The following is a 22786-nucleotide window of genomic DNA, read 5'->3' as shown; positions in this document are numbered from 1 at the left end:
ACGGCAGAGCGCTCAAGCTGCCACCCCGATCGCAGCGGCCTGTTCGGCCACGGGGCGCCGCTCCTGTTGCCGCAGAAAGGCCTCGAACATCAGCAGCGTCCACAGCGGTGCCGAGAAATCGCGCTGGCCGCTCTGGTGCTGGCGCACCATGTTGCGCAGCTGGTCGGGATCGAAGTAGCCGGCATCGGCCATGCGCTGGCCCAGCAACGCCTCGCGCGTGCGCTCGGCCAGCGGGCCGCGCAGCCAGCTCGCCAGCGGCACCGAAAAGCCCATCTTGGGCCGGTACAGCACGTCGTTCGGCAAGCGCGGCTCGAACGCCTTCTTGAGCAGGTACTTGCCTTCCTGGCCCTGGATTTTGAGCGCACTGGGCAGCGTGGCCAGCCACTCGATCAACTGGTGGTCCATGAGCGGCTCGCGCACCTCCAGCGAATGCGCCATGCCGGCACGGTCGACCTTGGTGTTGATGTCGCCGACCAGCCAGGTCTTGTAGTCCAGGTACTGCACCAGGGCCAGCGGGTCGTCGGTACCGGCACGTTCGGCATGCATGCGGAACATGTCCAGCGCGCTGTAGCCGCCCAGCTGGCGCTTGAAACCGGCCGAGTACAGCCGCTCGCGCTCGTCCGCACGCAGCACCGACACGCTGTGCAGATAGGCCTGGGCCGAGTCGAAGGCCAGGGCCTGGAAGGTGGTCTTGGCGCGGAACACGCGCGGGGCCCAGTCGGCCTTGGGATACAGGGAGCCCAGCGCGCCGAACAGCGGCCGGCGCAGGCCCAGCGGCAAAGCGCGCCGCGCCTTCTCCTCGGCCAGGTGCAGGCGGTAGCGCCGGTATCCGCCGAAGCTCTCGTCACCGCCATCGCCGGACAGCGCCACCGTGACATGCTGGCGCGCCATCTGGCAGACCCGGTAGGTCGGCACGGCGGAACTGTCGGCGAAGGGCTCGTCGTAGAGCCAGGCCAGCGTGTCGATCAGGTCGAAGTCGTCGCTGCCGACGATGTCCAGGCTGTGGTCGGTGCCATAGCGCTCGGCCACCATCTGGGCGAACTGCGACTCGTTGAAGCGCGGATCGTCGAAACCGATGGCGCAGGTCTTGATGCGGCTGCCGTCCACCTGGGCCATGGAGGCCACCACGGCGCTGGAATCCACGCCGCCCGAGAGGAAAGCGCCCAGGGGCACGTCCGCCACCAGGCGCAGCCGCACCGATTCGTCGATGCGCTGCAGCAGCTCGGCCTGGGCCTCCTGCAGGCCGATGGTGTTGTCCAGCGTGAAGCGCACGTCCCAGTAGGGCTGTGGCGCGGGAATGCGCGCCATGCCGCGGCGCAGCAGCAGCTTGTGGCCGGGCGGCAGCTTGAAGGCGCCTTCGTAGATGCAGCGCGGATCGGCCACGTAGCCCAGCGCGAAGTACTCCTCGACGGCCAGCGGGTCGATCTTGCGCACGAACGCGGGATGGGCCGTGATGACCTTGAGCTCGGACCCGAACACGAAGCTGCCGTCCGGCAGCAGCGCGTAGTGCATGGGCTTGACGCCCATGCGGTCGCGTGCGAGGAACAGCACCTGCTGGTTGCGGTCCCACAGGCCGAACGCGAACATGCCGCGCAGCCGGTGCAGGCAGTCCTCGCCCCAGGCCTCCCAGGCGTGCACGATGACCTCCGTGTCGCTGCGCGTCTTGAAGACATGGCCCAGCGCCTTGAGCTCGGTGGTCAGTTCGCGGTAGTTGTAGATCTCGCCGTTGAAGACGATGACGACCGAGCCGTCCTCGTTGAATTGCGGCTGGATGCCGGTCGCCAGGTCGATCACCGACAGCCGGCGGTGGCCCATGGCCAGTCCCGGCTCCAGATGCAGATCGGCCTCGTCCGGACCGCGGTGGGACTGGATGTCGTTGATGGCCGACATGAGCGCGGGCGAGAACCCGCGCGTGCCGCGCAGGTCGAACAGGCCGGAGATTCCGCACATGCTGCTGCTCCTCGCTTCAGCGCTGCCGCGTCTGCTGCAGGCTGGCCTCGATGGCCTGGCCATTGGCCTGGACGAAGGCCGCCAGGGCGTCCTGCGCCCGCGTGCCGGCCTCGCCGATCGGCGTGTACACCACGACCACGGCCGAATCATCGCCGCGCCCGAGCAAACGCGACAGCGCACCCTGGACCTTGGCCATGGCGTCGCCGGCGACCAGGCGGTCGTTGACCCAATAGACCTGCCAGGCCAGCAAGCGCACCGCGCCCGCGCTGCCCACGAGCGAGGAGCGCAACTCAGCCTGCCGCACCGGCACGGCGCCGCCGGGCCAGGGCGCGCTGGCCGTGCCCGCGCCGACTTCCGCCCAGTCTTTGTCGGAGTAGGTGACGAGCTGGTTCGACGAGGACACCAGCTTGCGCTCGGTGTTCTGGCTGCGGTAGTAGCCGATGTACAGGCCGACCGGCTGGCCCTCCTTGATGGCGCCCTGGAACAGCTCGGCCGAAGGATTCTGGAAGGCGGGCTTCCAGTCCGGCGACGGACGCTCCGCGGCCTGCCAGCCGCCTTGCAGCCCGCCCTGCAGCACCAGCTGCGGCGGTGTGTGGTTCTGCGCGTGCTCCAGCGCCCAGACGACACCGTGGGGCGCCAGCACCACCAGCAGCAATGCCAGCAGCACGGCCGGGCGGAACCGGCCGGCCGCGCCGCCGGTGGCGACCAGCGGCTGCTTCATGTCGGGCGAAGGCTCGGCCCAGCGCGCGCCGATCGCGAACATGAGCATGATGACGATGCCGAAGAACAGCCAGCCGTAGATCAGGTGGTCGACACCGGTGGCGATGGTGTTGCCCGAGTAGTGGCCCAGCATCACGATGATGTAGGCGCGCAGCCAGTTCGCCACGATGGGCACCAGGATGGATACCAGGACGAACAGTGCGCGCCGGCGCGCCGAGCGGTAGTTCAGGTAGGCGAACAGCGCGCCGACGGTGACCGAGGCGATCAGGTAGCGGATGCCGCTGCAGGCCTCGACCACCGACCAGTGCCCCGATGGGATCACGAACTGCTGGCCTTCGCGGTACACCGGGATGCCGCTCATGCGCAGGGCCAGCACGGTGAAATCGGCCGTCCACTCCATCAGGCGCGGCATCATGAAGTCGCCGATGGGCACGGCGAAGAACATGAAGCACAGCGGGAACAGCAGGGCCCAGGCCACCTGCCAGCCCAGCACCGCCGGCACGGCCAGCACCAGGAGCATGGTCAGCGCCAGTTGCGTCGCCGCGTTGACCGCCACCAGGTCGCCCAGCAACCACAGCAGTGCCGCGCCCAGCATGAGCACCACGGCCATGGGGCTAGGCTCCGGCACCAGGCCGGCCAGCCGGTGCCGTTGCCGCCACACCAGCCACAGCACGATGGGCAACACGAGAATGCCATGGGCATAGGTGTCCGACCGCAGCCAGATGGCGACCATGGCGCTGGCTGTCTCGCGGTACAGCAGCAACAGGGCCAGCAGCGTCAGGATCAGCAGCGCCAACGGCCGGCGCCAATGCGCGGGCAGGCCCGGTGCAGAAGAAGAAGGAGCCATGCTGGCGCTCATGTCGGTACCAGTCCTGGTGGGGCCGTCGCGGCCGATGCGATGGGTAGGTGCCGGTCGATGCCGGAGAGGTGGGCGTCCCAGCTGAAGCTGGCCAGCACCTTGGCGCGTGCCGCCGCGCCCGCGGCGGCCGCCTGCGGCGCATCGGCGAGCAGCGTCTCGACCTGGGCGACGAAGGCAGAGGCATCGGCGGCCGGGAACATTTCGACGCCAGCGCGCGCACCGATGGCCTGGGCGCACTCGGCGGTCGCCACCACGGCCTTGGCCATGGCCATGGCTTCGAGGATCTTGTTCTGGATGCCGCGCGCCACGCGCAGCGGTGCCACCACCAGCGCGGCGTGCTGCAGGTAGGGGCGCACGTCGTCCACGGTGCCGGTCACGGTCACGGCCTCGGACGCCAACGCGCTCACGGCCGGCGCCGGGTTGCGCCCGACGATGTAGAAGCGCAGGCGCGGCCAGCGCTGGCGCAGTGCCGGCAGCATGTCGGCGCAGAACCAGGTGACGGCATCGATGTTGGGCCAGTAGTCCATGGCGCCGGTGAACACCAGCGGCAGCTCATCGGCCGCATAGGGCGAGCTGCACTGCGGGTCGGGCGAGAAGAACTGTGCGTCCACGCCATTGCACAGCGGCTCGACGTTCGCGCCGCTGCCCTGCGCCTGGCTGCGGAACAGCTCCGTCTCCTGTGGGGTGACGAAGAACGCGCGCCGCGCACGCTGGGCCACGGCACGCTCGAACGCGAGCAGGCGTTCGCCCTCGCGCCGGTACAGCCAGGACATCGGCCAGGGGCGCGCAGCCGCGTACTGGGTCCACTTGGCCGAATCCAGATCGACAAAATCCACCAGCATCGGCAGGCTCTCCGGCGCGTATTGCGCCATGGCCGAGGAGAACACCACGGTCGCGTCCACGGTCTCGGCCGCCAGCGTCTCGCGCACCCAGCGCGCCAGGCCCGCATCGCGGTAGTAGGCCAGCGTCAGCGCCTCGCCACGCAGCAGGCCGGACAGGCTGCGCAGCTTGGCCCGGCGCGGCTGCAGCAGCGCCACATGCAGGTCGGGGCAGATGGCGCGCAACGCGGGCAGGTGGGCTTCGTCCTGCGGATCGTCGATGAAGGTGCCCAGCAGCACGCGGTGCGAGCGCTGCAGGTGCCGCAGCAGATGGTACGAGCGCACCTTGTCGCCCTTGTTGGGCGGGTAAGGCATGCGGTGCACCAGGTACAGCAGCGTGGCCATCGGCATTCAGCCCAGGTTGCGCACGATGTGCGGGCCGACGAAGTTGACCAGCGCGCGCGGCAGGCGGCGCCAGGTGCGGATCACGAACTGGTACTTGGCGTTGGACGGGTTGTTCTGGGGAACCGCGTCACGCTTGTACAGCTGGTACTCGTAGTGCAGCGGCTGCGGCTCGAATCCCCAGTTTTTCTTGAACGCGAAGGAACCCGTGCCCTGCTTGCTGCGGCCGTAGTCGAACACGCGCGCACCGCGCGCCGCGGCATGGCGCATCAGCTCCCAGTACTTGAAGTCGTTGGCGGCCAGATCACGTGCGGCCTCGTCGTCGCCGGCGTAATAGGGCAGCACCTCGTCACGGAAGTAGAAGCTCAGCACACTGCTGAGGGGTCGGCCCTCGGGCGAGGTGACGGTCAGCACCTCGCAGTCCTCGCCAAAGGTGGTCAGCAGCGCCTGGAAGTAGCGCTTGGACATGGCCGGCGTGCCATGGCGGTGCACGTTGTCCGCATAGAGCGCGAAGAAGCGGTCCACGTTGGGATCGATGCTGCTCTGCAGGCCGTTCTTGATGCCCTTGCGCACCATGGCGCGCTGCTTGCGCGGGATGGCCAGCATGTTGGCTTCGTCGTCGGCGCCGATGCTCTTGCGGAACGTGACATAGAGGTCCTGTAGCGGCCAATCGGTGTGCCGACGCTGCACGTTGCGCATTTCCAGGTGGTCGACACCGAGCCTGCGGGCCAGGCTCTGCGCCTCCTGCTCCAGCAGTTCTGCAGCCGCAGCATCGCTGGCCGCCACACCGCCATAGACGCCGAACGGCATGCTGACCAGCGCATTGCCGAACAAGCGGCTCTTGACGTGGCCCAGCGGCAGCACGCCCCGAATGGCGCCGTCGTCTTCGGCGTAGAGGAAATGGCTGTCGTGCCGAAAGATGTCGCGCAGCAGGGTCTGCCAGCCGGCACGGTGGAAGAAGCTGGCTTCGGGGCACTGGTGCACGAAGGCGTCCCAGCGTCGGGATGCCTCGGCATCGCCGGGCTGCAAGCGGTGGATGGTCAGCATGGGAACGTTCAGGCTGGCGTGGCCGCGGGACGCAGGAAGATCTCGTCCATGCGACCCCACTTGAAGTCGCCCATCAGACGGTCCAGCCGCGCTTCCATGCGGTCGATGTTCACGTAATGGCGGAACCGCGCCTTGGCATCGATGCCAGCCACGCGCGGCTGCTCCGGATCGATTTCCCAGGGATGGAAATAGAAGATCGCGGCTTCGCGGTCCTGCGCGTTGACGCGGCGAAGCATCCAGCGCGACAGGCCGTAGGGCAGCAGGCGGAAGTAGCCGCCGCCGCTGGACGGCAGGTTCCGCTCGAGCATGCGCACGGTGGTGACCGGGATCTCGAGCAGGCCCTCGCGCACGGAATGGGCGAAACGCGGCGCATCCGGCATGCCGTAGTGGTCGTGCCGGATCGGGTAGATGCTGGAGCTGTACTGGTAGCCGGCCGCCTGCAGGCAATCGAAGGCCCACAGGTTGCGCGTACCGATCGAAAAGCTCGGAGCGCGGTAGCCTCGCACCGCCACGCCGCCCAGGTCTTCCAGGATCTGCTTGGCGCGCTGGATGTCGGCCAGGAAGTCCTGCTCGCTCTGGTCGCTCGCACGCTCGTGGCCGTAGCCGTGGCTGGCCAGTTCGTGGCCTTCGGCGACGATGCGGCGCACCAGCTGGGGATAGCGTTCCGCAATCCAGCCCAACGTGAAGAAGGTGGCCTTGGCGCCATGCCCGGACAGCATGTCCAGGATGCGGTGCACATTGCGCTCGACGCGGCATTCGCGCGTCTCCCACTCGTCGCGGCGGATGTAGGGGGCGAACGCGGAGACCTGGAAGTAGTCCTCCACGTCGATGGTCAGCGCATTGGTGATCGGTGTTGCGGCGTTCATGGCGTCTTGTCCTCTCCTGCGCGGCGCGCGGCAACGACGAGTTTCTTCAGCATCGCCAGCACTTCCAGGTTGATCCGCTCCAGGCGGAGCAAGCTGCGTTCCAGGCGCTGCAGGCGGTCGCCCTGCTGCTCGCGGTCCAGGCTGGAGATCTGCGTCTCCATGCCGTCCAATGCCTCCGGATCGAACTGCAGGCCACCCAGGACCTCGTCGCCGACCGGTGCGACCGACCAGCTGCGCTCCGCCGGGGCCGCGCCCAACTGGGTCAGCCCGGATTCCTCGCGGATCTCCTTGGCCACCGAGCTCACATCTTCGGCGCTCAGTGTGTCCTTTTCGTTCAGGAAGCCCAGCAGCAGCAGGCGGTCGCAGATCGCATTGATGCGCCGGGGAATGCCGCCGCTGGCGCTGAAGATCTCGACGAAGGCCTCGGGCTCGAAATGCGGCCGCCCGGTGCCGCCCGCGCACTTGAGCCGGTGCTCGATGTAGCCCTGCGTTTCTTCCTGGTCCAGCGGGCCGATGTGGCAGGCTGCGATCACGCGCTGGCGCAGCTGCTGCATCTGCGGATGCTGCAGGATGTCGCGGAACTCCGGCTGGCCGACCAGAAAGCTCTGCAGCAGCGCCTGGTTGCCGAACTGGAAGTTCGACAGCATGCGCAGCTCCTCCACCGCGGACTGCGTGAGGTTCTGCGCCTCGTCCACGATGAGCAGGCAGCGCTTGCCCTGCACGGTCTGGCCGACCAGGAAGGCCTCCAGGGCCATCAGCAGATCGGCCTTGCTCGCGTCCTTGGTGCGCACGCCGAACGCCGCAGCCACCATGCGCAAGGTGTCTTCGGCCTCCAGCTGGGTGCTGACCACGTTGCCGGCGACGACCTTGCTCGGGTCCAGACTGTCCAGCAGTCCGCGCACGATGGTGGTCTTGCCGGCGCCGATCTCGCCGGTGATGACGATGAAGCCCTCGTTGCGCAGCACGCCGTAGTCCAGATAGGCCTTGGCGCGCCGGTGCTGCTTGCTGGCGAAATAGAAACTGGGGTCGGGGTTGAGCTGGAACGGTTTGCCGCTCAAGCCGTAATAGGCTTCATACATCAGTCAGAACTGCAGGCTGATCCCGCCACGCAGCGCGGATTCGGAGTAGGAGGACAGGCTGCCGGTGGAGACCGTCCGGCGCAGGCCCAGCGTCCCTGTCGTGTGCGGCCCGAGCTTGGTCGACAGGCTGATGTTGAGCGACTGCAGGTCGCGCGTCTGCGCACTGCCCTGCTCACCGGCCGCCCGCGACATCGAGCCGATGACGCTCAGCGAGGACTGCGGTGTCAGGCGGCGCGAGTAGACGACGCTCAGGCCGTGTTGGCGCACATAGTTCGAGTTGCCGAGGTCCTCGCCGGTGTCGGCAGTGACCTGCCGCAGGCGGCTGGTCTCGGATTGCGACACCGAAAAACTCAAGGTGTCACGCAGGCCGATCAAGGTAAACGATGCATCCCGGCGCCGCGTCAGCGTCACGGACGAACTCAGGAAGCCGAGATCGATGCTGGTATTGCCATCCAGCCCGTTGGCGAGCAGAAAGGAATTGACCAACTGCGCACGGCGCGCGGGATCGGGCTCGATCGAGGTGAACTGGAAGAAATACAGGTCGTACAGCGTGCCGACACTGAACGAGCCGGCTTGGCTCGGCGTCGAACTCGCATCGCGCGAATCGGAGAAGCGCCAGGCAGAGCGCTGCGTGCGGTGCTCGAAATTGACGTTGTAGGCGCGGCCGAAGAAGCGCTTTTCCACCAAGGCTGACAATCGCGTGCGCTCGGACAATGCCCACTGGACCTGCCCACCGAACGTGGCGTGGCTTTCCTTGTCCTGCGAGGCGTAGTTGTTTGACTCCCAACCCGGGATCACCGACACCGACAGTTGCGGCGTGAACGGATGCGTCAGGAACGCGCGCACCCGGTCGGATTCGTACAAGCGGCCCGAGGAATAGACCTGCTTCTGGTGGTTGGCATCGAGCGACCAGCCGATGACGCGCTGCTGGCTGGTGCTCGCCAGGCGCAGGGACAGATCGTCGAGGTCGTAGTCGGCCGCCACCAGATCCGACTTGGTCCGGGAAGCGGTGCGTCCGTAGCGCAGCTCGTACTGGGACCAGTCGCCGAACCGGCCGCGCACGTAAGGCGACACCCGGTACAGCGCCGCTTCTGTCCGGTTCGAGTTGTCGATGACATTGCTGTCAGAGCGCGTGCCGAAGGCCGAGATCGTCTGCTGCGAGATGTTGCCGGTGAAATCGACGAAGGCGAAGTTGTCCACCACCTCCATGCTGCCCAGCGCCCGCAGCGCATTCTGGTTGCGGTCCAGCGACCGCTCGCGTGCGTGCAGTTGCCGCGTGAGCGAATAGTCGACACTGGCTTTCAGGCGATCGCCCTCGGCCGTGAAACGCAGGCCCGGGCTCACCGAGGTCACGAAGTCCGCGACCTTGTCCACGCCTCCACGCGCGCGCACGTTGTCGGTCCAGGTCCCTTCCACAGAAACGCGGGGGACCAGCGACATCTGCCGGCGGTCGTTCTGCCCATCACCCGCGGCGGCCGGTGTCTGCCGCGCCGACAAAGGCTCCGGTGCCGCCGACGACAGCCCGTTGGAGGCAGCTTGCCCATGTGCGACCGACGCCGCACCGAACAGCCCTGCCATGACCAGGGCCTGCACCAGCCCACTTTCCCGCGTGAAAGGTGGACGACGAAACTGCATCAGGGAAAGGCCTTGCCGCATCAACGACCAGCCTCAGCTGCCATAGCCGTAGCCATAGCCCTGGCCGTAACCGCCGTAGCCATAGCCCTCGCCGGCACCCGCCTTGGCCTGGTTCAACACCATCATCTTCACGGGGCACGATTCGATGGTCGCCAGGGCATGCTGCACGTCGTTGCGCAAGGTCTTCTCCGCATGGACGACCACCACGATCTGGCCCATGTGCGTCGCCAGCACGCGCGACTCCGTCGTCAACAACAGCGGCGGCGAATCGAAGATGACGATGCGGTCCGAGTACCGCCGCGCGATGTCGCCGATCAACGTGTTCATCGCGTCACTGGCCAGCAATTCGGTCGCGCGCGGATGCGGCGTACCACTGGGCAACAAGGTCAGCTTGTCGATGTTGGTCCGCAGCAGCACCTGGGACAGATCGGCCTTGTCATCGACCAGCAGGTCGAGCAGGCCGCGGCTCGCCGGCAAGCCCAGCATGCGCAGGATCGACGGGCGCGCCACGTCGGCGTCCACGAGCATGACGGTGTTGTTCAACTCGGTCGCGATGCTCAACGCGAGGTTCAGGGCGTTGAAGCTCTTGCCCTCTCCGGCCACGGCGCTCGTGACCATGATCAGGTTGCCGTTCGCCACCGGCGTGGAGCCCTTGCCCATGGCGTTGGCGATGAGCGGCCGCTTGATCACCCGGTACTGGTCGGCGATCTGGGAGCGCGGCGCATTGGGGCTCACGAAGCCGGCCGCCGTCAGCGCATCCAGATCCAGTTCCACCTGGCGCGAAACGACGGCAGGGCGGGCCGGGGGTGGAGCCACGGGCTCGGGCACCACCGGCGCGGCAGCAGCAGCCGGCGTGTTGGCAACGATCTCCGGCACCGCCACGCCTGCCTGACGCAACTGCTCCAGGCGCCGCGACGCTTGTTCGATCAGACTACTCATGCCATCCTCACGCGGCCCTGCTGGCCATGAAGGCCATCAGGCCGATGCCCAGCGCGAAACACACAACCAAGCTGCCCGAAGCCGCCGCAAACTTCAGAAGATTCCTGCGCTCCTTGCGTCTGGCTTCGTCGCTGACGACCAGCGTGACTACGCCCAGAAGCGGCAAGGCGATAGCATTGCGCAATGCATGCGCGTTGTGGAACACGGGACGCAGCTGGCTCAGGCCCAGCGCGGCCGCCACACCGACGACCAAAGAGGCGACCAAGACCCCGACCAGCAGCAAGGACCGGTTGGGCGCCACGGGGCGCTGCGAGACGCGCGGCGGATCGATCAGGCGGAAATCCGCCACCCCGGCGACGGAATCCAGGTTGCCCGTCATGGAGGCGGATTCGCGCCGCGCCACCAGGTCCTCGTAATTCTTCTTGTTGACCGCGTAGTCGCGGTTCAGCTGGGCGTACTCGGCCTCGATCTGCGGCGCAGTCTTGGCCTGCTCCTGCGCCCGTGCGTAGCGCGCACCGAACTCCGCCACGCGTGCACTCAACGATGCCACCCGCACCTCGGCCTGGGCCAGCAGACGTCCCAATTCCTGGACCGCCAAGCTGCTGTTGTTGCCCGTGATCGGGTCGGACACGGCCGCCTTGCGCAACGCCTCGACTTCCTTGCTCTTCTGCTCTTCGAGCTCCTTGATCGAGCGGCGCGTGGCCACGACGTCGGGGTGCTGTTCCGTATAGCGCTGCAGCAGGTTGTCGAGGTTGCGCTTCTGTTCGGTCAGCCGGCCATCGATCTCCGGCGTCGGGAACAGGCGCTCGGCATCCCCGCTCTTGGCGGCCTTGGCCACCTGCGCGCGCTCTGCGTCGAGCTGGCGCTTGGCGGAATCGCGGGCGCGCTCGGCTTCCACCAGTTCGAGCTTGGCGCTGTTGTACTGGGCGCCCAACTCGCCGATGCGGGAGGCGACGTCCGGCCCCGCTGCGGATTGCAATTCGATGTTGCGCAGGCGGAATTCTTTCAAACGCGTCTCTGCTTCTTCCAGACGCGTCTCATACATGCGGATCTGTTCGGAAATGAACTTCTGCGCAGCCGCAGTGTCCTTGCGCGAATCACCGAGACTGGATTCCACGAAGATCGACACCAGCGATTGCACAACTTTCTGCGCACGGGGCGGCACCGGGTCGCGGTAGGTGATGGTGTACAGGTTGTCGCGTCCCGCGCCCCTGATTTCCAGCGTTCCCATCAAGGTATCGATGAGCCGCTCACGGGCGGCCGGCGAATCGATGTTGAGATCCAGATCGGCCATGCGGACCAGCTTCTCGACGTTGGGCCGGTTGATCAGCGTGCGGCTCAGCATGACGACCTGCTGGTTCACATTGGGCTGCACCGCCAGCCCCGACATGAGCGGCTTCAGAATCGATTGGGTATCGACGAATATCCGGGCAGACGCTTCGTATTTATCCGGAATCCGCAGCACCACGGCCGAGCCGACGATGGCAACGATCCATGCCGCCAGCAATCCCCACCACCGGTGTTTCCACGCGCCCTTGGCGAACGTGGAAATCTGGTTGACTAATTCATCCATCGATCAGAACCAGCTTTGCGGAATCACCAGAATATCGCCGGGCTTCATCTCGACGTTGTTCGAAATCTCGCCACGCTTGACCAGATCACGCAGACGCACGGAATACTGCTTTCCACCCTCGGACGTGCGCAGGATCGTCGCCGCATTGCCGTCGGCAAAATCCGTCAGGCCGCCGACGGCAATCATGACATCCAACAGCGTCATCTTCTGCTTGTAAGGCAGGAACTGCGGCTTGGCCGCCTCGCCGACCACGCGAATCTGCTCGCTGTAGGGACCGACGAACGCGGTGACAATCACGGTCACTACCGGATCGCGCACAAACTTGCCAAGCAGCTGCTCAATTTCGCGCGCAATTTCGGTGGAATTCTTGCCTTGGGCCACCAATTCATCGACCAGAGGCGTGGAAATCTTGCCATCGGGCCGCACCGGCACATTCATCGACAATTCAGGATTGCGCCAGACGATGATATTGAGCGAATCACCCGGCCCAATAATGTAGTTATAGTCGCCCGATGCTGCCATCGTTGGCGCCGCAGGATATTTATTGGAAGCACATCCCACGAGAATGATCGCCGCGAGGAAAAGTCCAAGCTTGCTGACCAAGCCTCGAATTGCAGTGTGATGAATTTTCAAGGCAAATCCCCTACAGTATTCGGCAACAGTTCTTCGAGCGGGGCACTATAGCGCACTTCCCCCTGCACGATTGCGACGTTCCGGCCAGCGGGCCAAGGGCCATGACCAGCGGCGAAGCCTGCGATTCTCTACGCGCCGCGCGCCCGATTGGCGCGACAAATGCACATAAGTGCCAGGAAATGTGGTGCCGGTCGGTGGGTGCACCGCCCGAACGGCTCAAACGCGGTAGTAGCTGCGGTACCAGGCCACGAAGCTGGCGATGCCCTGCTCCAGCGGCGTTGCCGGCACCGCCCCCACCCAGTCGCCCAGGGCCTGCACGTCGGCGTAGGTCGCGAGCACATCGCCATCCTGCAGCGGCAGCAGGCGCTTCTCCGCCGTCTTGCCCAGCGCCTGCTCGATGCAGCCGATGAAATCCAGCAAGGGCACGGGATTGCGGTTGCCGATATTGAAGACCCGGTAGGGCGCATGGCTGGTAGCCGGATTCGGCCGCGCGGCATTGAACGTGGCATCCGGGCTGGCTGGCCGGTCGAGTACCCGCACCACGCCATCGGCCACATCGTCGACATAGGTGAAGTCGCGTTGCATCTGCCCGAAGTTGTAGACCTCGATGGGCCGCTGTTCGAGGATGGCCTTGGTGAACAGGAACAGCGCCATGTCGGGCCGCCCCCAGGGCCCGTACACGGTGAAGAAGCGCAAGCCCGTCGTGGGCAAGCCATAGAGATGGCTGTAGGTATGGGCCATCAATTCGTTGGCCTTCTTGGTGGCGGCGTACAGGCTGACGGGATGGTCCACCGCATCGCCCTCGGCGAACGGCATCTTCGTGTTGCCGCCATACACGCTGGAACTTGAGGCATAGACCAGATGGCGCACCTGGTGGTGGCGGCAGCCCTCCAGCATGTTGACGAAGCCGACCAGGTTGCTGTCCACGTACGCGTGCGGGTTGCGCAGCGAGTAGCGCACGCCGGCCTGCGCGGCCAGATGGACGACCATGTCGAAACCGTGTTGCGCGAAGAGGGATGCGATGCCCTCGCGGTCGGCCACGTCCAGGCGTACGAAGCGGAAACCGGGCTGGTGCTGCAACAGTTCGAGGCGGCTCTCCTTGAGCGACACGTCGTAGTAGTCGTTCAGGTTGTCCAGACCCACGACCTCGTCGCCCCGCGCCAGCAGGCGCTGCGTCACGTGCATGCCGATGAAGCCCGCCGCCCCCGTCACCAGAACCTTCACGCCTGACCTCCTTGCGCATAGGCGCTGTCCAGTTGTGCCTCGATGGCTTTCCACAGAGGGCGGATCATCAGGCGCAGCCCGGCCTCCACGGTGGCGGCATGGATCAAGGACGGCACGCGCGTTCCCCGGTGCTCCACCGGCGCCCCGATCGGCACGATCTGCACGCCCAGCTTGGCGAAGTGCTCGGCCAGCCGCGGCTCCGTCAAGGTGAAGAGGTATTCGATGTTGTGGCGTTGGGCGATCAGCACGGACGCCATGTACAGGCCGACCGGGATGTACGGGAAGCGAGGCTGCTGCGCATCGCCGAAGTCGCTCACGTCCAGCGCCACCTCCTTGTGGTCCTCGCCACGACGGCGCCGGAAGTCCGACAGCACGGCCAGCCGCGAGACCTCGGCAATCCGGTCGCGCGGCAGGCGCGACGGATCGATCTTGTCGCGGAACAGGGAATCGCGACAGGATTTCTCGAACGGCAACAGGGAGTCCGGCGCGGCCGGATCGGTCAGGATCACGCGCGCGCAGCCCACCAGGCGCGGGGAGTTTTCGGCCGTGCGCATCAGGCAGTGCATGGACCGTACGTCGTAGGCATCGGTCTCGCGCTGGTCCGGCCGAACCGGTTCGAAACCCAGCTCGCGCGCATAGACGTCGTGGCGGATGAAAAAGACGTCGTTCTTATCCTTCTCCGCCAGCGCCGGTGCGACGGTGAAGAAGCGGTTGAAGTTCTCGGCGAGGTTGAGTCTGGACATCGAAGTCTCCGGGTGCGGGCGGCGGCAGACGCCGAGCATAGCGACCACCTCACCCCCTGGGACCGCGACGACCGCCAAAAACCATTGACTCGTTCACAAAATGGTGAGGTTAGCCGGCAACAGTGCTCGCCTACAGCACAAATCCTCACGACGAAGATGCATCTGAACGGTTGGGCTTTTGCTACATTTTGAGGATATGGCTGCAGTCGACTCGGCAAAAAACCCTTCCGCTGTGGCCCTGCCTGGACTAGGCAGGGCGCTGATCGCCGCGGGGAAGCTGGGGCAGAAGGCTGCCGAGGAGATCTACCGCAAGGCGCAAACCGGGCGCACCAGCTTCATCGCCGAGCTGACTGGCTCCGGCGCGGTGTCGCCTTTCGACCTGGCCCACACCATGTCGTCGGCCTTCGGCGCACCGGTGCTCGACCTGGATGCGCTGGACGTGCAGCGCCTGCCCAAGGATTTGCTGGACGCGAAGATCTGCCACGCCTACCGGGTCGTGCCCCTGTCCAGGCGCGGCAACCGCCTGGCCGTGGCCACCGCCGACCCGTCGGACCAGGAAGCCGCCGAGAAGATCAAGTTCGCCACCCAGCTGGTGGTCGACTGGGTCATCGCCGAGTACGACAAGATCTCGCGCATGCTGGAGTCCGGCGTCGGCCGTGTCGACACGTCGATGCAGAGCCTGGTCGGCGGCGACTTCGAGTTCGACGAGGCCAGCGTGGCCGCCGCGACCGAAACCGCCGACACGGCAGCGCAGTCCGAGGTCGAGGACGCCCCGGTCGTCAAGTTCCTGCACAAGATGCTGCTCGATGCCTTCGGCATGCGCGCGTCCGACCTGCATTTCGAGCCCTACGAGCACAACTACCGCGTGCGCTTTCGCATCGACGGCGAGTTGCGCGAGATCGCCTCTCCGCCGGTGGCCATCAAGGACAAGCTCGCCTCGCGCATCAAGGTGATCTCGCGGCTGGACATCTCCGAGAAGCGCGTGCCGCAGGACGGCCGCATGAAGCTCAAGATCGGCCCGGACCGCGTGATCGACTTCCGCGTCAGCACGCTGCCCACGCTGTTCGGCGAGAAGATCGTGATCCGGATCCTGGACCCGAGCAGCGCCAAGCTGGGCATCGACGCGCTGGGCTACGACGCCGAGGAGAAGGCGCGACTCATGCACGCCATCGGCCGCCCCTACGGCATGATCCTGGTCACCGGCCCGACCGGCTCGGGCAAGACGGTGTCGCTGTACACCTGTCTGAATTTGCTGAACAAGCCCGGCGTCAACATCGCCACGGCCGAAGACCCCTCGGAAATCAACTTGCCGGGCGTCAACCAGGTCAACGTCAACGAGAAAGCGGGCCTGACCTTCGCCGCTGCACTGAAATCCTTCCTGCGGCAGGACCCGGACATCATCATGGTCGGCGAAATCCGCGACCTGGAAACCGCCGACATCGCGATCAAGGCCGCGCAGACCGGTCACCTCGTGCTGTCCACGCTGCACACCAACGACGCGCCGACCACGCTCACGCGCATGCGCAACATGGGCATCGCGCCGTTCAACATCGCCTCCAGCGTGATCCTGATCACCGCGCAGCGGCTGGCGCGCCGGCTGTGCAACAACTGCAAGCAGCCGGTGGAGATCCCGCGCGAGACCTTGCTGCAGTCAGGCTACGAGGAAAGCGACCTGGACGGCAGCTGGAAGCCCTACCATCCGGTGGGCTGCAACCAGTGCAACAACGGCTACAAGGGCCGCGTCGGCATCTACCAGGTCATGCCCATCAGCGAGGCGATCCAGCAGATCATCCTGGCCGACGGCAGCGCGCTGGACATCGACCGGCAAGCCAAGCGCGAGGGCGTGCGCTCGCTGCGGCAATCGGGACTGCAGAAGGTCCGGCAAGGCATCACCTCGCTCGAGGAAGTGCTGGCCGTCAGCAACGAATAGCACGGCCGACGCCGAGAGGATCTATGGCCACCGCAGTCTCCAGGGGCGTCAAGGAATTCGTCTTCGAATGGGAAGGCAAGGACCGCAATGGCAAGCAGGTGCGCGGCGAGACCCGCGCGGCCGGCGAGAACCAGGTCCAGGCCTCGCTGCGCCGCCAGGGTGTGTTCCCCACGAAGATCAAAAAGCGCCGCATGCGCGGCGGCAAGTCCATCAAGCCCAAGGACATCGCGATCTTCACGCGCCAACTGGCCACCATGATGAAGGCCGGCGTGCCCTTGCTGCAGGCCTTCGACATCGTGGGCCGCGGCAATGCCAACGCCAGCGTGACCAAGCTGCTCAACGACGTGCGCATGGACGTGGAGACCGGCAGCTCGCTGAGCGCAGCCTTCCGCAAGTTCCCGCTGCACTTCGACAGCCTGTACTGCAACCTCGTCGAAGCGGGCGAGGCCGCCGGCATCCTGGAGGCGCTGCTGGACCGGCTGGCCACCTACATGGAGAAGACCGAGGCGATCAAGTCCAAGATCAAATCGGCGCTGATGTACCCGATCTCGGTCATCGTCGTGGCCTTCATCGTGGTCTCGGTCATCATGATCTTCGTGATCCCGGCCTTCAAGGAGGTGTTCTCCTCCTTCGGCGCCGATCTGCCTGCTCCCACGCTGCTGGTGATCGCCATCAGCGAGTTCTTCGTCTCGTACTGGTGGCTGATCTTCGGCGGCATCGGCGGGGGCCTGTACTTCTTCATGCAGGCCTGGAAGCGCAACGAGCGCGTGCAGCAGGTCATGGACCGCCTGCTGCTCAAGGCCCCCGTCTTCGGCGTGCTGATCGAAAAGTCCTGCATCGCACGCTGGACGCGCACGCTGGCCACCATGTTCGCGGCCGGCGTGCCGCTGGTCGAGGCGCTGGATTCCGTCGGCGGCGCCTCCGGCAATTCGGTCTACGCGGATGCCACCGAGAGGATTCAGCAGGAGGTCTCGGTCGGCACCAGCCTCACGGCCGCCATGACCAACGCCAAGGTCTTCCCCAGCATGGTGCTGCAGATGTGCGCCATCGGCGAGGAGTCGGGCTCCATCGACCACATGCTGGGCAAGGCCGCCGACTTCTACGAGGAGGAGGTGGACGACATGGTGGCCGGCTTGTCCAGCCTCATGGAGCCCATCATCATCGTGTTCCTGGGCGGGCTGATCGGCGGCATCGTGATCGCGATGTACCTGCCGATCTTCAAGCTCGGCCAGGTCGTCTGATGCCCGCCATCGCCTGGCTGGATGCCGCGCTCGGCGGCGTCCTGGGACTGCTCATCGGCAGCTTCCTGAACGTGGTGGTGTACCGCGTGCCCGCCATGATGTACCGCGGCTGGCTGCGCGAGTCGGCCGACAACCTCATGGCCGCCGACCCGCAGATGGGCGTGCCCACCTCGCTGTGGGACCTCGTGTTCGGTGGCAAGACCGCCCCGCCTGCCCATCTGTACGCCAGCGCCGAGGCTGCCGGCAAGGCACTCGACACGCTGACGCCGCTGGACCTCGTGCGGCCGCGCTCGCGTTGCCGCGCCTGTGGTCACCAGATCCGCTGGTACGAGAACCTGCCCGTGCTGAGCTGGCTCGCACAGCGTGGCGCCTGCTCGGCCTGCGGCACGCGCATCGGCTGGCGCTATCCGCTCGTCGAACTGGCGACCGGCGCGCTGTTTGGGCTGTGCGCCTGGCGCTGGGGCCTGGGCCCGGTGGCGGCGGCCTGGGCGCTGTTCGCCGCCCTGCTGCTGTGCCAGTTCCTGATCGACCTGGACACGCAACTGCTGCCCGACCAGATGAACTTCCTGCTGCTGTGGGCCGGTCTGCTGGCCAGCGCGCTGGGCTGGACCGTGCCGCTGTCGGCCGCGGTCTGGGGCGCTGCGGCCGGCTACCTCGTGCTGTGGGGCTTCTTCCATGCCTACCGCCTGCTCACGGGCAGGGAAGGCATGGGTTACGGTGACTTCAAGCTGCTCGCGGCGCTGGGCGCCTGGCTGGGCGCAGACCACCTGCTGGCCATCCTGCTGCTGTCGTCCATCGTCGGCGCGCTGTTGGGCGGCGCCCTGCTGTTGCGCGGCCGGCTCGCCCACAAGGACGTGCCCATCGCGTTCGGGCCCTTTCTGGCCGGCGCCGGTCTGCTGTGCCTGGTGCTGGGGCCCGACCAGGTCCGGCACATCGCACCGTTCGCCTTCCCATTCGGCTGAGCGATGAAGACTCTCGGATTGACCGGCGGCATCGGCAGCGGCAAGAGCACGGTCTCGGCCATGCTGGTCGAACGGGGTGCCGCGCTGATCGATGCCGACGCCAACGCCCGCAGCGTCACCGCGCCGGGCGGCGCGGCCATCGCACCCCTCCGCGCGCAGTTCGGCGATGCATTGATCACGGCCGACGGTGCGCTCGACCGCGCCCGCATGCGCGAACTGGCGTTCCGCGATCCGGCCGCCAAGCGCCAGCTCGAAGCCATCGTGCACCCGCTCGTGGGCGAGCTGGGCCGCCAGCAGCTGGAGGCGGCGCGCGAGGCCGGCCACGGCTGCGTGGTCTACGACATTCCGCTGCTGGTCGAGTCGGGCCGCTGGCGTGCCCTGCTCGACGCCGTGCTCGTGGTCGACTGCCGGCCCGAGACGCAGGTCGTGCGCGTGATGGCCCGCAGCGGGCTGACCGAAGAGGCCGTGCGCGCCATCATGGCCGCCCAGGCGCCACGCGCGCAACGGCTGGCCGCGGCCGACGCAATCATTTACAACGACGGCATTTCCTTGGACGCGTTGCGGGATGCCGTCCATCGGTTCGCTGAGGCCTTCGGGCTATGATCGGCCGCGAACGGAAGTCCAGAGCGTGATCCTTTACGAGTACCCTTTCAACGAACGCGTCCGCACGTACCTGCGCCTGGAGCACCTGTTTCGCCGGCTGGTCGAGCTGATGCCGCGCGAGCATCCTGTGGACCACCACTTCGCGCTCGTCACGCTGTTCGAGATCATGGACGTGGCGGCCCGCGCCGACCTCAAGTCCGACGTGCTCAAGGACCTGGAGCGTCACAAGAGCCAGCTCGCGGCCTACCGCGAGAACCCCGCCATCGACCAGCGTGTGCTCGAAGACGTGATCGGGCAGCTGGAGCAATGCTTCACGGCCCTGCACGAGCAGCCCGGCAAGGCCGGCCAACCGCTGACCGAGAACGACTGGCTCATGAGCCTGCGCAGCCGCGTGAGCATCCCGGGCGGCACCTGTGGCTTCGACCTGCCCGCCTACTACGCCTGGCAGCACGAGCCCGCCGAGGTGCGCCGCCAGGCCATCGCCGGGTGGAGCACCACGCTGGCGCCGCTGGCCGAATCCATCCAGCACCTGCTCAAGATGCTGCGCGACTCGGGCGCGCCGCAGAAGGTCATGGCCCTGGCCGGGCAGTTCCAGCAGAACCTGCCACAGGGCCGCACCTACAACCTGATGCGCCTGCGCATCGATCCGTCGCTCGGCCTGGTGCCCGAGATCAGCGGCAACCGGCTCATGGTGTCGGTGCGCCTGATGCGCCAGGGCGAAGACGCCAAGTTGCACCAGGCCAACGACGATGCGGCCTTCGAAGTCGCGCTCTGCGCCTGAAACCATGGCAGCAGATCCATCGGCTCGCTGGGTGACCTGCCCGACCTGCAAGGGCAAGAGCCTGTACGGGCCCACCAACGCGTTCCGGCCGTTCTGCAGCGAGCGCTGCAAGAACCTGGACTTCGGCGCCTGGGCCAGCGAAAGCTTCGCCGTGCCCGACCCGACGCCGCCCGACGACCAGCCCTTCGGCGATCCCCGGCTTCAATAACCGCTCAGGCGCAGGTCGCGCCCGAGAAGCCGCGCTCTGCGGCCAGCCAATCGAGCACCGGCAACGCGCCTGGCAGCACCGGCGACTGCGCCACCGGCAGGCCGGCCCAGGCGAAGCGCTGGCCTTCACGCATCTCCAGCGGGCCCGTCCATGCACGCACCTTGCAGAAGTTGAGCCGCACCAGCGCGTGCGGATAGTCCACGAGTTCCACGCGCCAGGGCTCGGCCGCGCCGATCACGATGCCGATCTCTTCCTGCAGCTCGCGGCGCAGCGCCTGCTCCACGGTCTCGCCGGCTTCGAGCTTGCCACCCGGAAACTCCCAGTAGCCCGCGTAGACCTTGCCCTCGGGCCGCGAGGTCAGCAGGAACCGGCCTTCGGCATCGAGCAGCACGCCCACGGCCACGTCGACGGCCTTGCGGTCCGGCCCGCCCTCGCGCGGCCGGTCGCCATCGGCAACCAAGGCTACGCTCATGCCGCTGCGTGCCGGCCCGCGTAATCCCGGGCGAACTGGTAGGCCACGCGCCCGCTGCGCGAAGCACGCTCGAGCGCCCAGACCAGGGCTTCGGGCCGCGCTGCCTCGACGACCGCATCCGAGAGGCCGAAGGAGCGCAGCCACTGGGCCACGATGGTCAGGTACTCGTCCTGGCTGAACGGGTAGAAGCTGACCCACAAGCCGAAGCGCTCGGACAAGGAGATCTTTTCCTCGACCACCTCGCCCGGGTGCAGCTCGCCGTCCTCGGTGTGCTTGTACGTGAGGTTTTCCTTCATGTACTCGGGCAGCAGGTGGCGGCGGTTGCTGGTCGCGTAGATCAGCACATTGGGTGTGGACGCGGCGACCGAGCCGTCCAGGATGGACTTGAGGGCCTTGTAGCCGGGCTCGCCGTCCTCGAAGCTCAAGTCGTCGGCGAAGATGATGAACCTCTCGGGCCGCTGGGCCACGACCTCGACGATGTCGGGCAGGTCCACGAGGTCGGCCTTGTCGACCTCGATCAGGCGCAGGCCGCGCGGCGCGTATTCGTTCAGGCAGCCGCGGATCAGCGAAGACTTGCCCGTGCCGCGCGCGCCCGTCAGCAGCACGTTGTTGGCCGGTTTGCCTTCGACGAACTGCAGCGTGTTGCGCTGGATCTTCTCTTTCTGGCCGTCGATCTCCTGCAAGTCCGCCAGGCGCATCACGCCCACGTGGCGCACCGGCTCGAGCAGCGCATGGCCGGAACTGCGCTTGCGGTAGCGGAAGGCGATGGACGCCTGCCAGTCGGGTTCGGCCAGCGGCGCCGGCAGCACGCGCTCGATGCGCGCCATGAGCTGCTCGGCCCGCGCGAGCATGCGTTCGAACGCTTCGTTCATGACCTGTAGTCGGCGTTGATACTCACGTAGTCGTGCGAAAGATCGCAGGTCCAGACCGTGTCGACGGCCTCGCCGCGGCCCAGGCCGACGCGGATCGTGATCTCGCTCTGCTTCATGACGCGCTGGCCGTCTTCCTCGCGGTACTCGGGCCGGCGGCCACCGCGCGTGACCACGTGCACGTCGTCCAGGTGCAGTTCGATCCTGGTCTGGTCCAGGTCCGCGATGCCGGCGTAGCCGACGGCCGCCAGGATGCGGCCCAGGTTCGGGTCGCTCGCGAAGAAGGCCGTCTTGACCAGCGGCGAGTGCGCGATGGCGTAGGCCGCCAGCCGGCATTCCTCGGCCGTCTTGCCGCCTTCGACGCGGATGGTGATGAACTTGGTCGCGCCCTCGCCGTCGCGCACGATGGCCTGGGCCAGCTTCTGCGCCACTTCGAGCAGACCGGCCCGCAGTGCGCGGCCGTCCGGCGTGTCCCAGGATGCGACGACCGGGTGCGCCGCCTTCTGCGTCGCGATCACGACGAAGGAGTCGTTGGTCGAGGTATCGCCATCGATGGTCACGCGGTTGAAGGACGCGTCGGCCAGGTCCTTGGCCAACTGCTGCATCAGCGCCGGCGCGATCTTGGCGTCCGTCGCGAGGTAGCCCAGCATGGTCGCCATGTTGGGCCGGATCATGCCCGCGCCCTTGCTGATGCCGGTGATGGCCACGGGCACGCCCGACAGGCTCACCTGCGTGCTGAAGGCCTTGGGCACGGTGTCCGTGGTCATGATGCCTTCGGCAGCGCGCGCCCAGTGGTCGGGCTTCGCATCGGCCAGCGCCGCCGGCAGGCCCGCGATGATGCGCTCGCTGGGCAGCGGCTCCATGATCACGCCGGTGGAGAACGGCAGGATCTGCTCGGGCGCCACGTCCAGCTGCTGGGCCAACGCCACGCAGGTGGCCTGCGCGCGCGCCAGGCCGTCGTCGCCCGTGCCCGCGTTGGCATTGCCCGTGTTCACGAGGATCGCGCGGATGCCGTGGCCGGCTTCCAGGTGCTTGCGGCAGATCTGCACCGGCGCGGCGCAGAAGCGGTTCTGCGTGAACACGCCGGCCACGGCCGCGCCTTCGTCCAGCAGCACGACCGTGAGGTCCTTGCGGTTGGCCTTGCGCACGCCGGCTTCGGCGACACCGATGCGCACGCCGGCGACGGCGTGCAGGTCGGCGGGGTTCGGGGGGGAGAGATGGACGGGCATGGG

General features: G+C 66.9%; 21 protein-coding genes. 6 read left to right on the top strand and 15 right to left on the bottom strand.

Translation table 11 applies throughout. The annotated features are described in order from the left end of the window. Positions 1-12: 12 nt before the first annotated feature. The 12 genes from IE209_RS00815 to IE209_RS00760 all read right to left on the bottom strand — a co-directional run bounded on the left by IE209_RS00815 (position 13) and on the right by IE209_RS00760 (position 14527). Positions 13-1950: an XrtA/PEP-CTERM system amidotransferase gene (locus tag IE209_RS00815; protein ID WP_189685137.1), complete on the bottom strand. Its 1938-nt coding sequence runs from the start codon at positions 1948-1950 to the stop codon at positions 13-15. Between the two features lie 16 nt (positions 1951-1966). Next, complete coding sequence (gene xrtA, locus IE209_RS00810) at positions 1967-3529, bottom strand: exosortase A (RefSeq protein ID WP_189685136.1); 1563 nt, start codon at positions 3527-3529, stop codon at positions 1967-1969. Continuing rightward, positions 3526-4752 carry a TIGR03087 family PEP-CTERM/XrtA system glycosyltransferase gene (locus IE209_RS00805; protein WP_189685135.1) on the bottom strand — a complete coding sequence of 409 codons (1227 nt, stop codon included), beginning with the start codon at positions 4750-4752 and terminating at the stop codon, positions 3526-3528. The genes xrtA and IE209_RS00805 overlap by 4 nt, the downstream gene beginning before the upstream one ends. A 6-nt stretch (positions 4753-4758) precedes the next feature. Next, on the bottom strand, positions 4759-5796 hold the full coding sequence (locus IE209_RS00800) for a FemAB family XrtA/PEP-CTERM system-associated protein (protein ID WP_189685134.1): 1038 nt from the start codon (positions 5794-5796) through the stop codon (positions 4759-4761). An 8-nt stretch (positions 5797-5804) separates the two neighbouring features. After that, positions 5805-6662 (bottom strand): XrtA system polysaccharide deacetylase, encoded by an 858-nt coding sequence (locus tag IE209_RS00795; RefSeq protein WP_189685133.1) that lies wholly within the window; start codon positions 6660-6662, stop codon positions 5805-5807. Then, a complete protein-coding gene (locus tag IE209_RS00790) occupies positions 6659-7741 on the bottom strand; it encodes an XrtA/PEP-CTERM system-associated ATPase (RefSeq protein ID WP_189685132.1) in 1083 nt (360 codons plus the stop codon). Before IE209_RS00790 ends, IE209_RS00795 begins: the two co-directional genes overlap by 4 nt. A 3-nt stretch (positions 7742-7744) precedes the next feature. Then, positions 7745-9334, bottom strand: a complete 1590-nt coding sequence (locus tag IE209_RS00785) for a TIGR03016 family PEP-CTERM system-associated outer membrane protein (RefSeq protein ID WP_189685131.1) — start codon at positions 9332-9334, stop codon at positions 7745-7747. Between the two features lie 75 nt (positions 9335-9409). Next, positions 9410-10315 carry an XrtA-associated tyrosine autokinase gene (locus IE209_RS00780; protein ID WP_189685130.1) on the bottom strand — a complete coding sequence of 302 codons (906 nt, stop codon included), beginning with the start codon at positions 10313-10315 and terminating at the stop codon, positions 9410-9412. Positions 10316-10322: 7 nt separating this feature from the next. Continuing rightward, positions 10323-11888 (bottom strand): XrtA system polysaccharide chain length determinant, encoded by a 1566-nt coding sequence (locus IE209_RS00775; RefSeq protein WP_189685129.1) that lies wholly within the window; start codon positions 11886-11888, stop codon positions 10323-10325. Positions 11889-11891: 3 nt separating this feature from the next. After that, the gene (locus IE209_RS00770; protein WP_189685474.1) at positions 11892-12410 is read right to left on the bottom strand and encodes an XrtA/PEP-CTERM system exopolysaccharide export protein; all 519 of its coding nucleotides are present in this window, start codon (positions 12408-12410) and stop codon (positions 11892-11894) included. Positions 12411-12737: 327 nt separating this feature from the next. Continuing rightward, on the bottom strand, positions 12738-13745 hold the full coding sequence (locus IE209_RS00765; RefSeq protein WP_189685128.1) for an NAD-dependent epimerase: 1008 nt from the start codon (positions 13743-13745) through the stop codon (positions 12738-12740). Beyond that, positions 13742-14527, bottom strand: coding sequence for a PEP-CTERM/exosortase system-associated acyltransferase (locus IE209_RS00760; protein ID WP_229882630.1), 786 nt, complete (start codon positions 14525-14527; stop codon positions 13742-13744). Before IE209_RS00760 ends, IE209_RS00765 begins: the two co-directional genes overlap by 4 nt. Positions 14528-14684: 157 nt before the next feature. Here IE209_RS00760 and pilB point away from each other — a divergent pair, with 157 nt between their 5' ends. Genes pilB through IE209_RS00730 form a run of 6 tightly spaced genes read left to right on the top strand, consistent with a single transcriptional unit; the run spans position 14685 to position 20213 of the window. Further along, positions 14685-16418: a type IV-A pilus assembly ATPase PilB gene (pilB, locus tag IE209_RS00755; protein WP_189685127.1), complete on the top strand. Its 1734-nt coding sequence runs from the start codon at positions 14685-14687 to the stop codon at positions 16416-16418. 23 nt (positions 16419-16441) lie between these two features. Next, complete coding sequence (locus tag IE209_RS00750; RefSeq protein WP_189685126.1) at positions 16442-17659, top strand: type II secretion system F family protein; 1218 nt, start codon at positions 16442-16444, stop codon at positions 17657-17659. Next, entirely contained in the window at positions 17659-18621 is a 963-nt protein-coding gene (locus IE209_RS00745) for a prepilin peptidase (RefSeq protein ID WP_189685125.1), read from the top strand. Before IE209_RS00750 ends, IE209_RS00745 begins: the two co-directional genes overlap by 1 nt. A gap of 3 nt (positions 18622-18624) precedes the next feature. After that, a complete protein-coding gene (gene coaE, locus IE209_RS00740; protein WP_189685124.1) occupies positions 18625-19224 on the top strand; it encodes a dephospho-CoA kinase in 600 nt (199 codons plus the stop codon). Positions 19225-19249: 25 nt separating this feature from the next. After that, positions 19250-20005, top strand: coding sequence for a cell division protein ZapD (gene zapD, locus IE209_RS00735; RefSeq protein ID WP_189685123.1), 756 nt, complete (start codon positions 19250-19252; stop codon positions 20003-20005). Positions 20006-20009: 4 nt separating this feature from the next. Beyond that, positions 20010-20213 carry a DNA gyrase inhibitor YacG gene (locus tag IE209_RS00730; protein WP_145544854.1) on the top strand — a complete coding sequence of 68 codons (204 nt, stop codon included), beginning with the start codon at positions 20010-20012 and terminating at the stop codon, positions 20211-20213. A gap of 4 nt (positions 20214-20217) precedes the next feature. Here the strand turns inward: IE209_RS00730 and IE209_RS00725 are convergent, their stop codons facing one another. The 3 genes from IE209_RS00725 to argJ are packed head-to-tail and all read right to left on the bottom strand — an operon-like array spanning position 20218 to position 22783. Next, positions 20218-20685, bottom strand: coding sequence for an NUDIX domain-containing protein (locus IE209_RS00725; protein WP_189685122.1), 468 nt, complete (start codon positions 20683-20685; stop codon positions 20218-20220). Then, the gene (locus IE209_RS00720) at positions 20682-21557 is read right to left on the bottom strand and encodes an ATP-binding protein (protein ID WP_189685121.1); all 876 of its coding nucleotides are present in this window, start codon (positions 21555-21557) and stop codon (positions 20682-20684) included. The genes IE209_RS00725 and IE209_RS00720 overlap by 4 nt, the downstream gene beginning before the upstream one ends. Beyond that, complete coding sequence (gene argJ / locus IE209_RS00715; protein ID WP_189685120.1) at positions 21554-22783, bottom strand: bifunctional glutamate N-acetyltransferase/amino-acid acetyltransferase ArgJ; 1230 nt, start codon at positions 22781-22783, stop codon at positions 21554-21556. The genes IE209_RS00720 and argJ overlap by 4 nt, the downstream gene beginning before the upstream one ends. Positions 22784-22786: the final 3 nt, after the last annotated feature.

The organism is Pseudorhodoferax aquiterrae, assembly GCF_014652235.1.
GTDB classification, from domain to species: Bacteria; Pseudomonadota; Gammaproteobacteria; order Burkholderiales; family Burkholderiaceae_C; genus Pseudorhodoferax; species Pseudorhodoferax aquiterrae.
The sequence above is the reverse complement of the archived record's forward strand: the minus strand, read 5'-3'. Positions and strand labels throughout refer to the sequence as shown.

What these genes read in the sequence shown, in the direction of transcription:
- IE209_RS00815 (WP_189685137.1), bottom strand. Translation starts at nt 1,950, where the DNA reads ATGTGCGGAATCTCCGGCCTGTTCGACCTGCGCGGCACGCGCGGGTTC.
- xrtA (WP_189685136.1), bottom strand. Translation starts at nt 3,529, where the DNA reads ATGAGCGCCAGCATGGCTCCTTCTTCTTCTGCACCGGGCCTGCCCGCG.
- IE209_RS00805 (WP_189685135.1), bottom strand. Translation starts at nt 4,752, where the DNA reads ATGGCCACGCTGCTGTACCTGGTGCACCGCATGCCTTACCCGCCCAAC.
- IE209_RS00800 (WP_189685134.1), bottom strand. Translation starts at nt 5,796, where the DNA reads ATGCTGACCATCCACCGCTTGCAGCCCGGCGATGCCGAGGCATCCCGA.
- IE209_RS00795 (WP_189685133.1), bottom strand. Translation starts at nt 6,662, where the DNA reads ATGAACGCCGCAACACCGATCACCAATGCGCTGACCATCGACGTGGAG.
- IE209_RS00790 (WP_189685132.1), bottom strand. Translation starts at nt 7,741, where the DNA reads ATGTATGAAGCCTATTACGGCTTGAGCGGCAAACCGTTCCAGCTCAAC.
- IE209_RS00780 (WP_189685130.1), bottom strand. Translation starts at nt 10,315, where the DNA reads ATGAGTAGTCTGATCGAACAAGCGTCGCGGCGCCTGGAGCAGTTGCGT.
- IE209_RS00775 (WP_189685129.1), bottom strand. Translation starts at nt 11,888, where the DNA reads ATGGATGAATTAGTCAACCAGATTTCCACGTTCGCCAAGGGCGCGTGG.
- IE209_RS00770 (WP_189685474.1), bottom strand. Translation starts at nt 12,410, where the DNA reads ATGGCAGCATCGGGCGACTATAACTACATTATTGGGCCGGGTGATTCG.
- IE209_RS00760 (WP_229882630.1), bottom strand. Translation starts at nt 14,527, where the DNA reads ATGCTCGGCGTCTGCCGCCGCCCGCACCCGGAGACTTCGATGTCCAGA.
- pilB (WP_189685127.1), top strand. Translation starts at nt 14,685, where the DNA reads ATGGCTGCAGTCGACTCGGCAAAAAACCCTTCCGCTGTGGCCCTGCCT.
- IE209_RS00750 (WP_189685126.1), top strand. Translation starts at nt 16,442, where the DNA reads ATGGCCACCGCAGTCTCCAGGGGCGTCAAGGAATTCGTCTTCGAATGG.
- IE209_RS00745 (WP_189685125.1), top strand. Translation starts at nt 17,659, where the DNA reads ATGCCCGCCATCGCCTGGCTGGATGCCGCGCTCGGCGGCGTCCTGGGA.
- coaE (WP_189685124.1), top strand. Translation starts at nt 18,625, where the DNA reads ATGAAGACTCTCGGATTGACCGGCGGCATCGGCAGCGGCAAGAGCACG.
- IE209_RS00730 (WP_145544854.1), top strand. Translation starts at nt 20,010, where the DNA reads ATGGCAGCAGATCCATCGGCTCGCTGGGTGACCTGCCCGACCTGCAAG.
- IE209_RS00725 (WP_189685122.1), bottom strand. Translation starts at nt 20,685, where the DNA reads ATGAGCGTAGCCTTGGTTGCCGATGGCGACCGGCCGCGCGAGGGCGGG.
- IE209_RS00720 (WP_189685121.1), bottom strand. Translation starts at nt 21,557, where the DNA reads ATGAACGAAGCGTTCGAACGCATGCTCGCGCGGGCCGAGCAGCTCATG.
- argJ (WP_189685120.1), bottom strand. Translation starts at nt 22,783, where the DNA reads ATGCCCGTCCATCTCTCCCCCCCGAACCCCGCCGACCTGCACGCCGTC.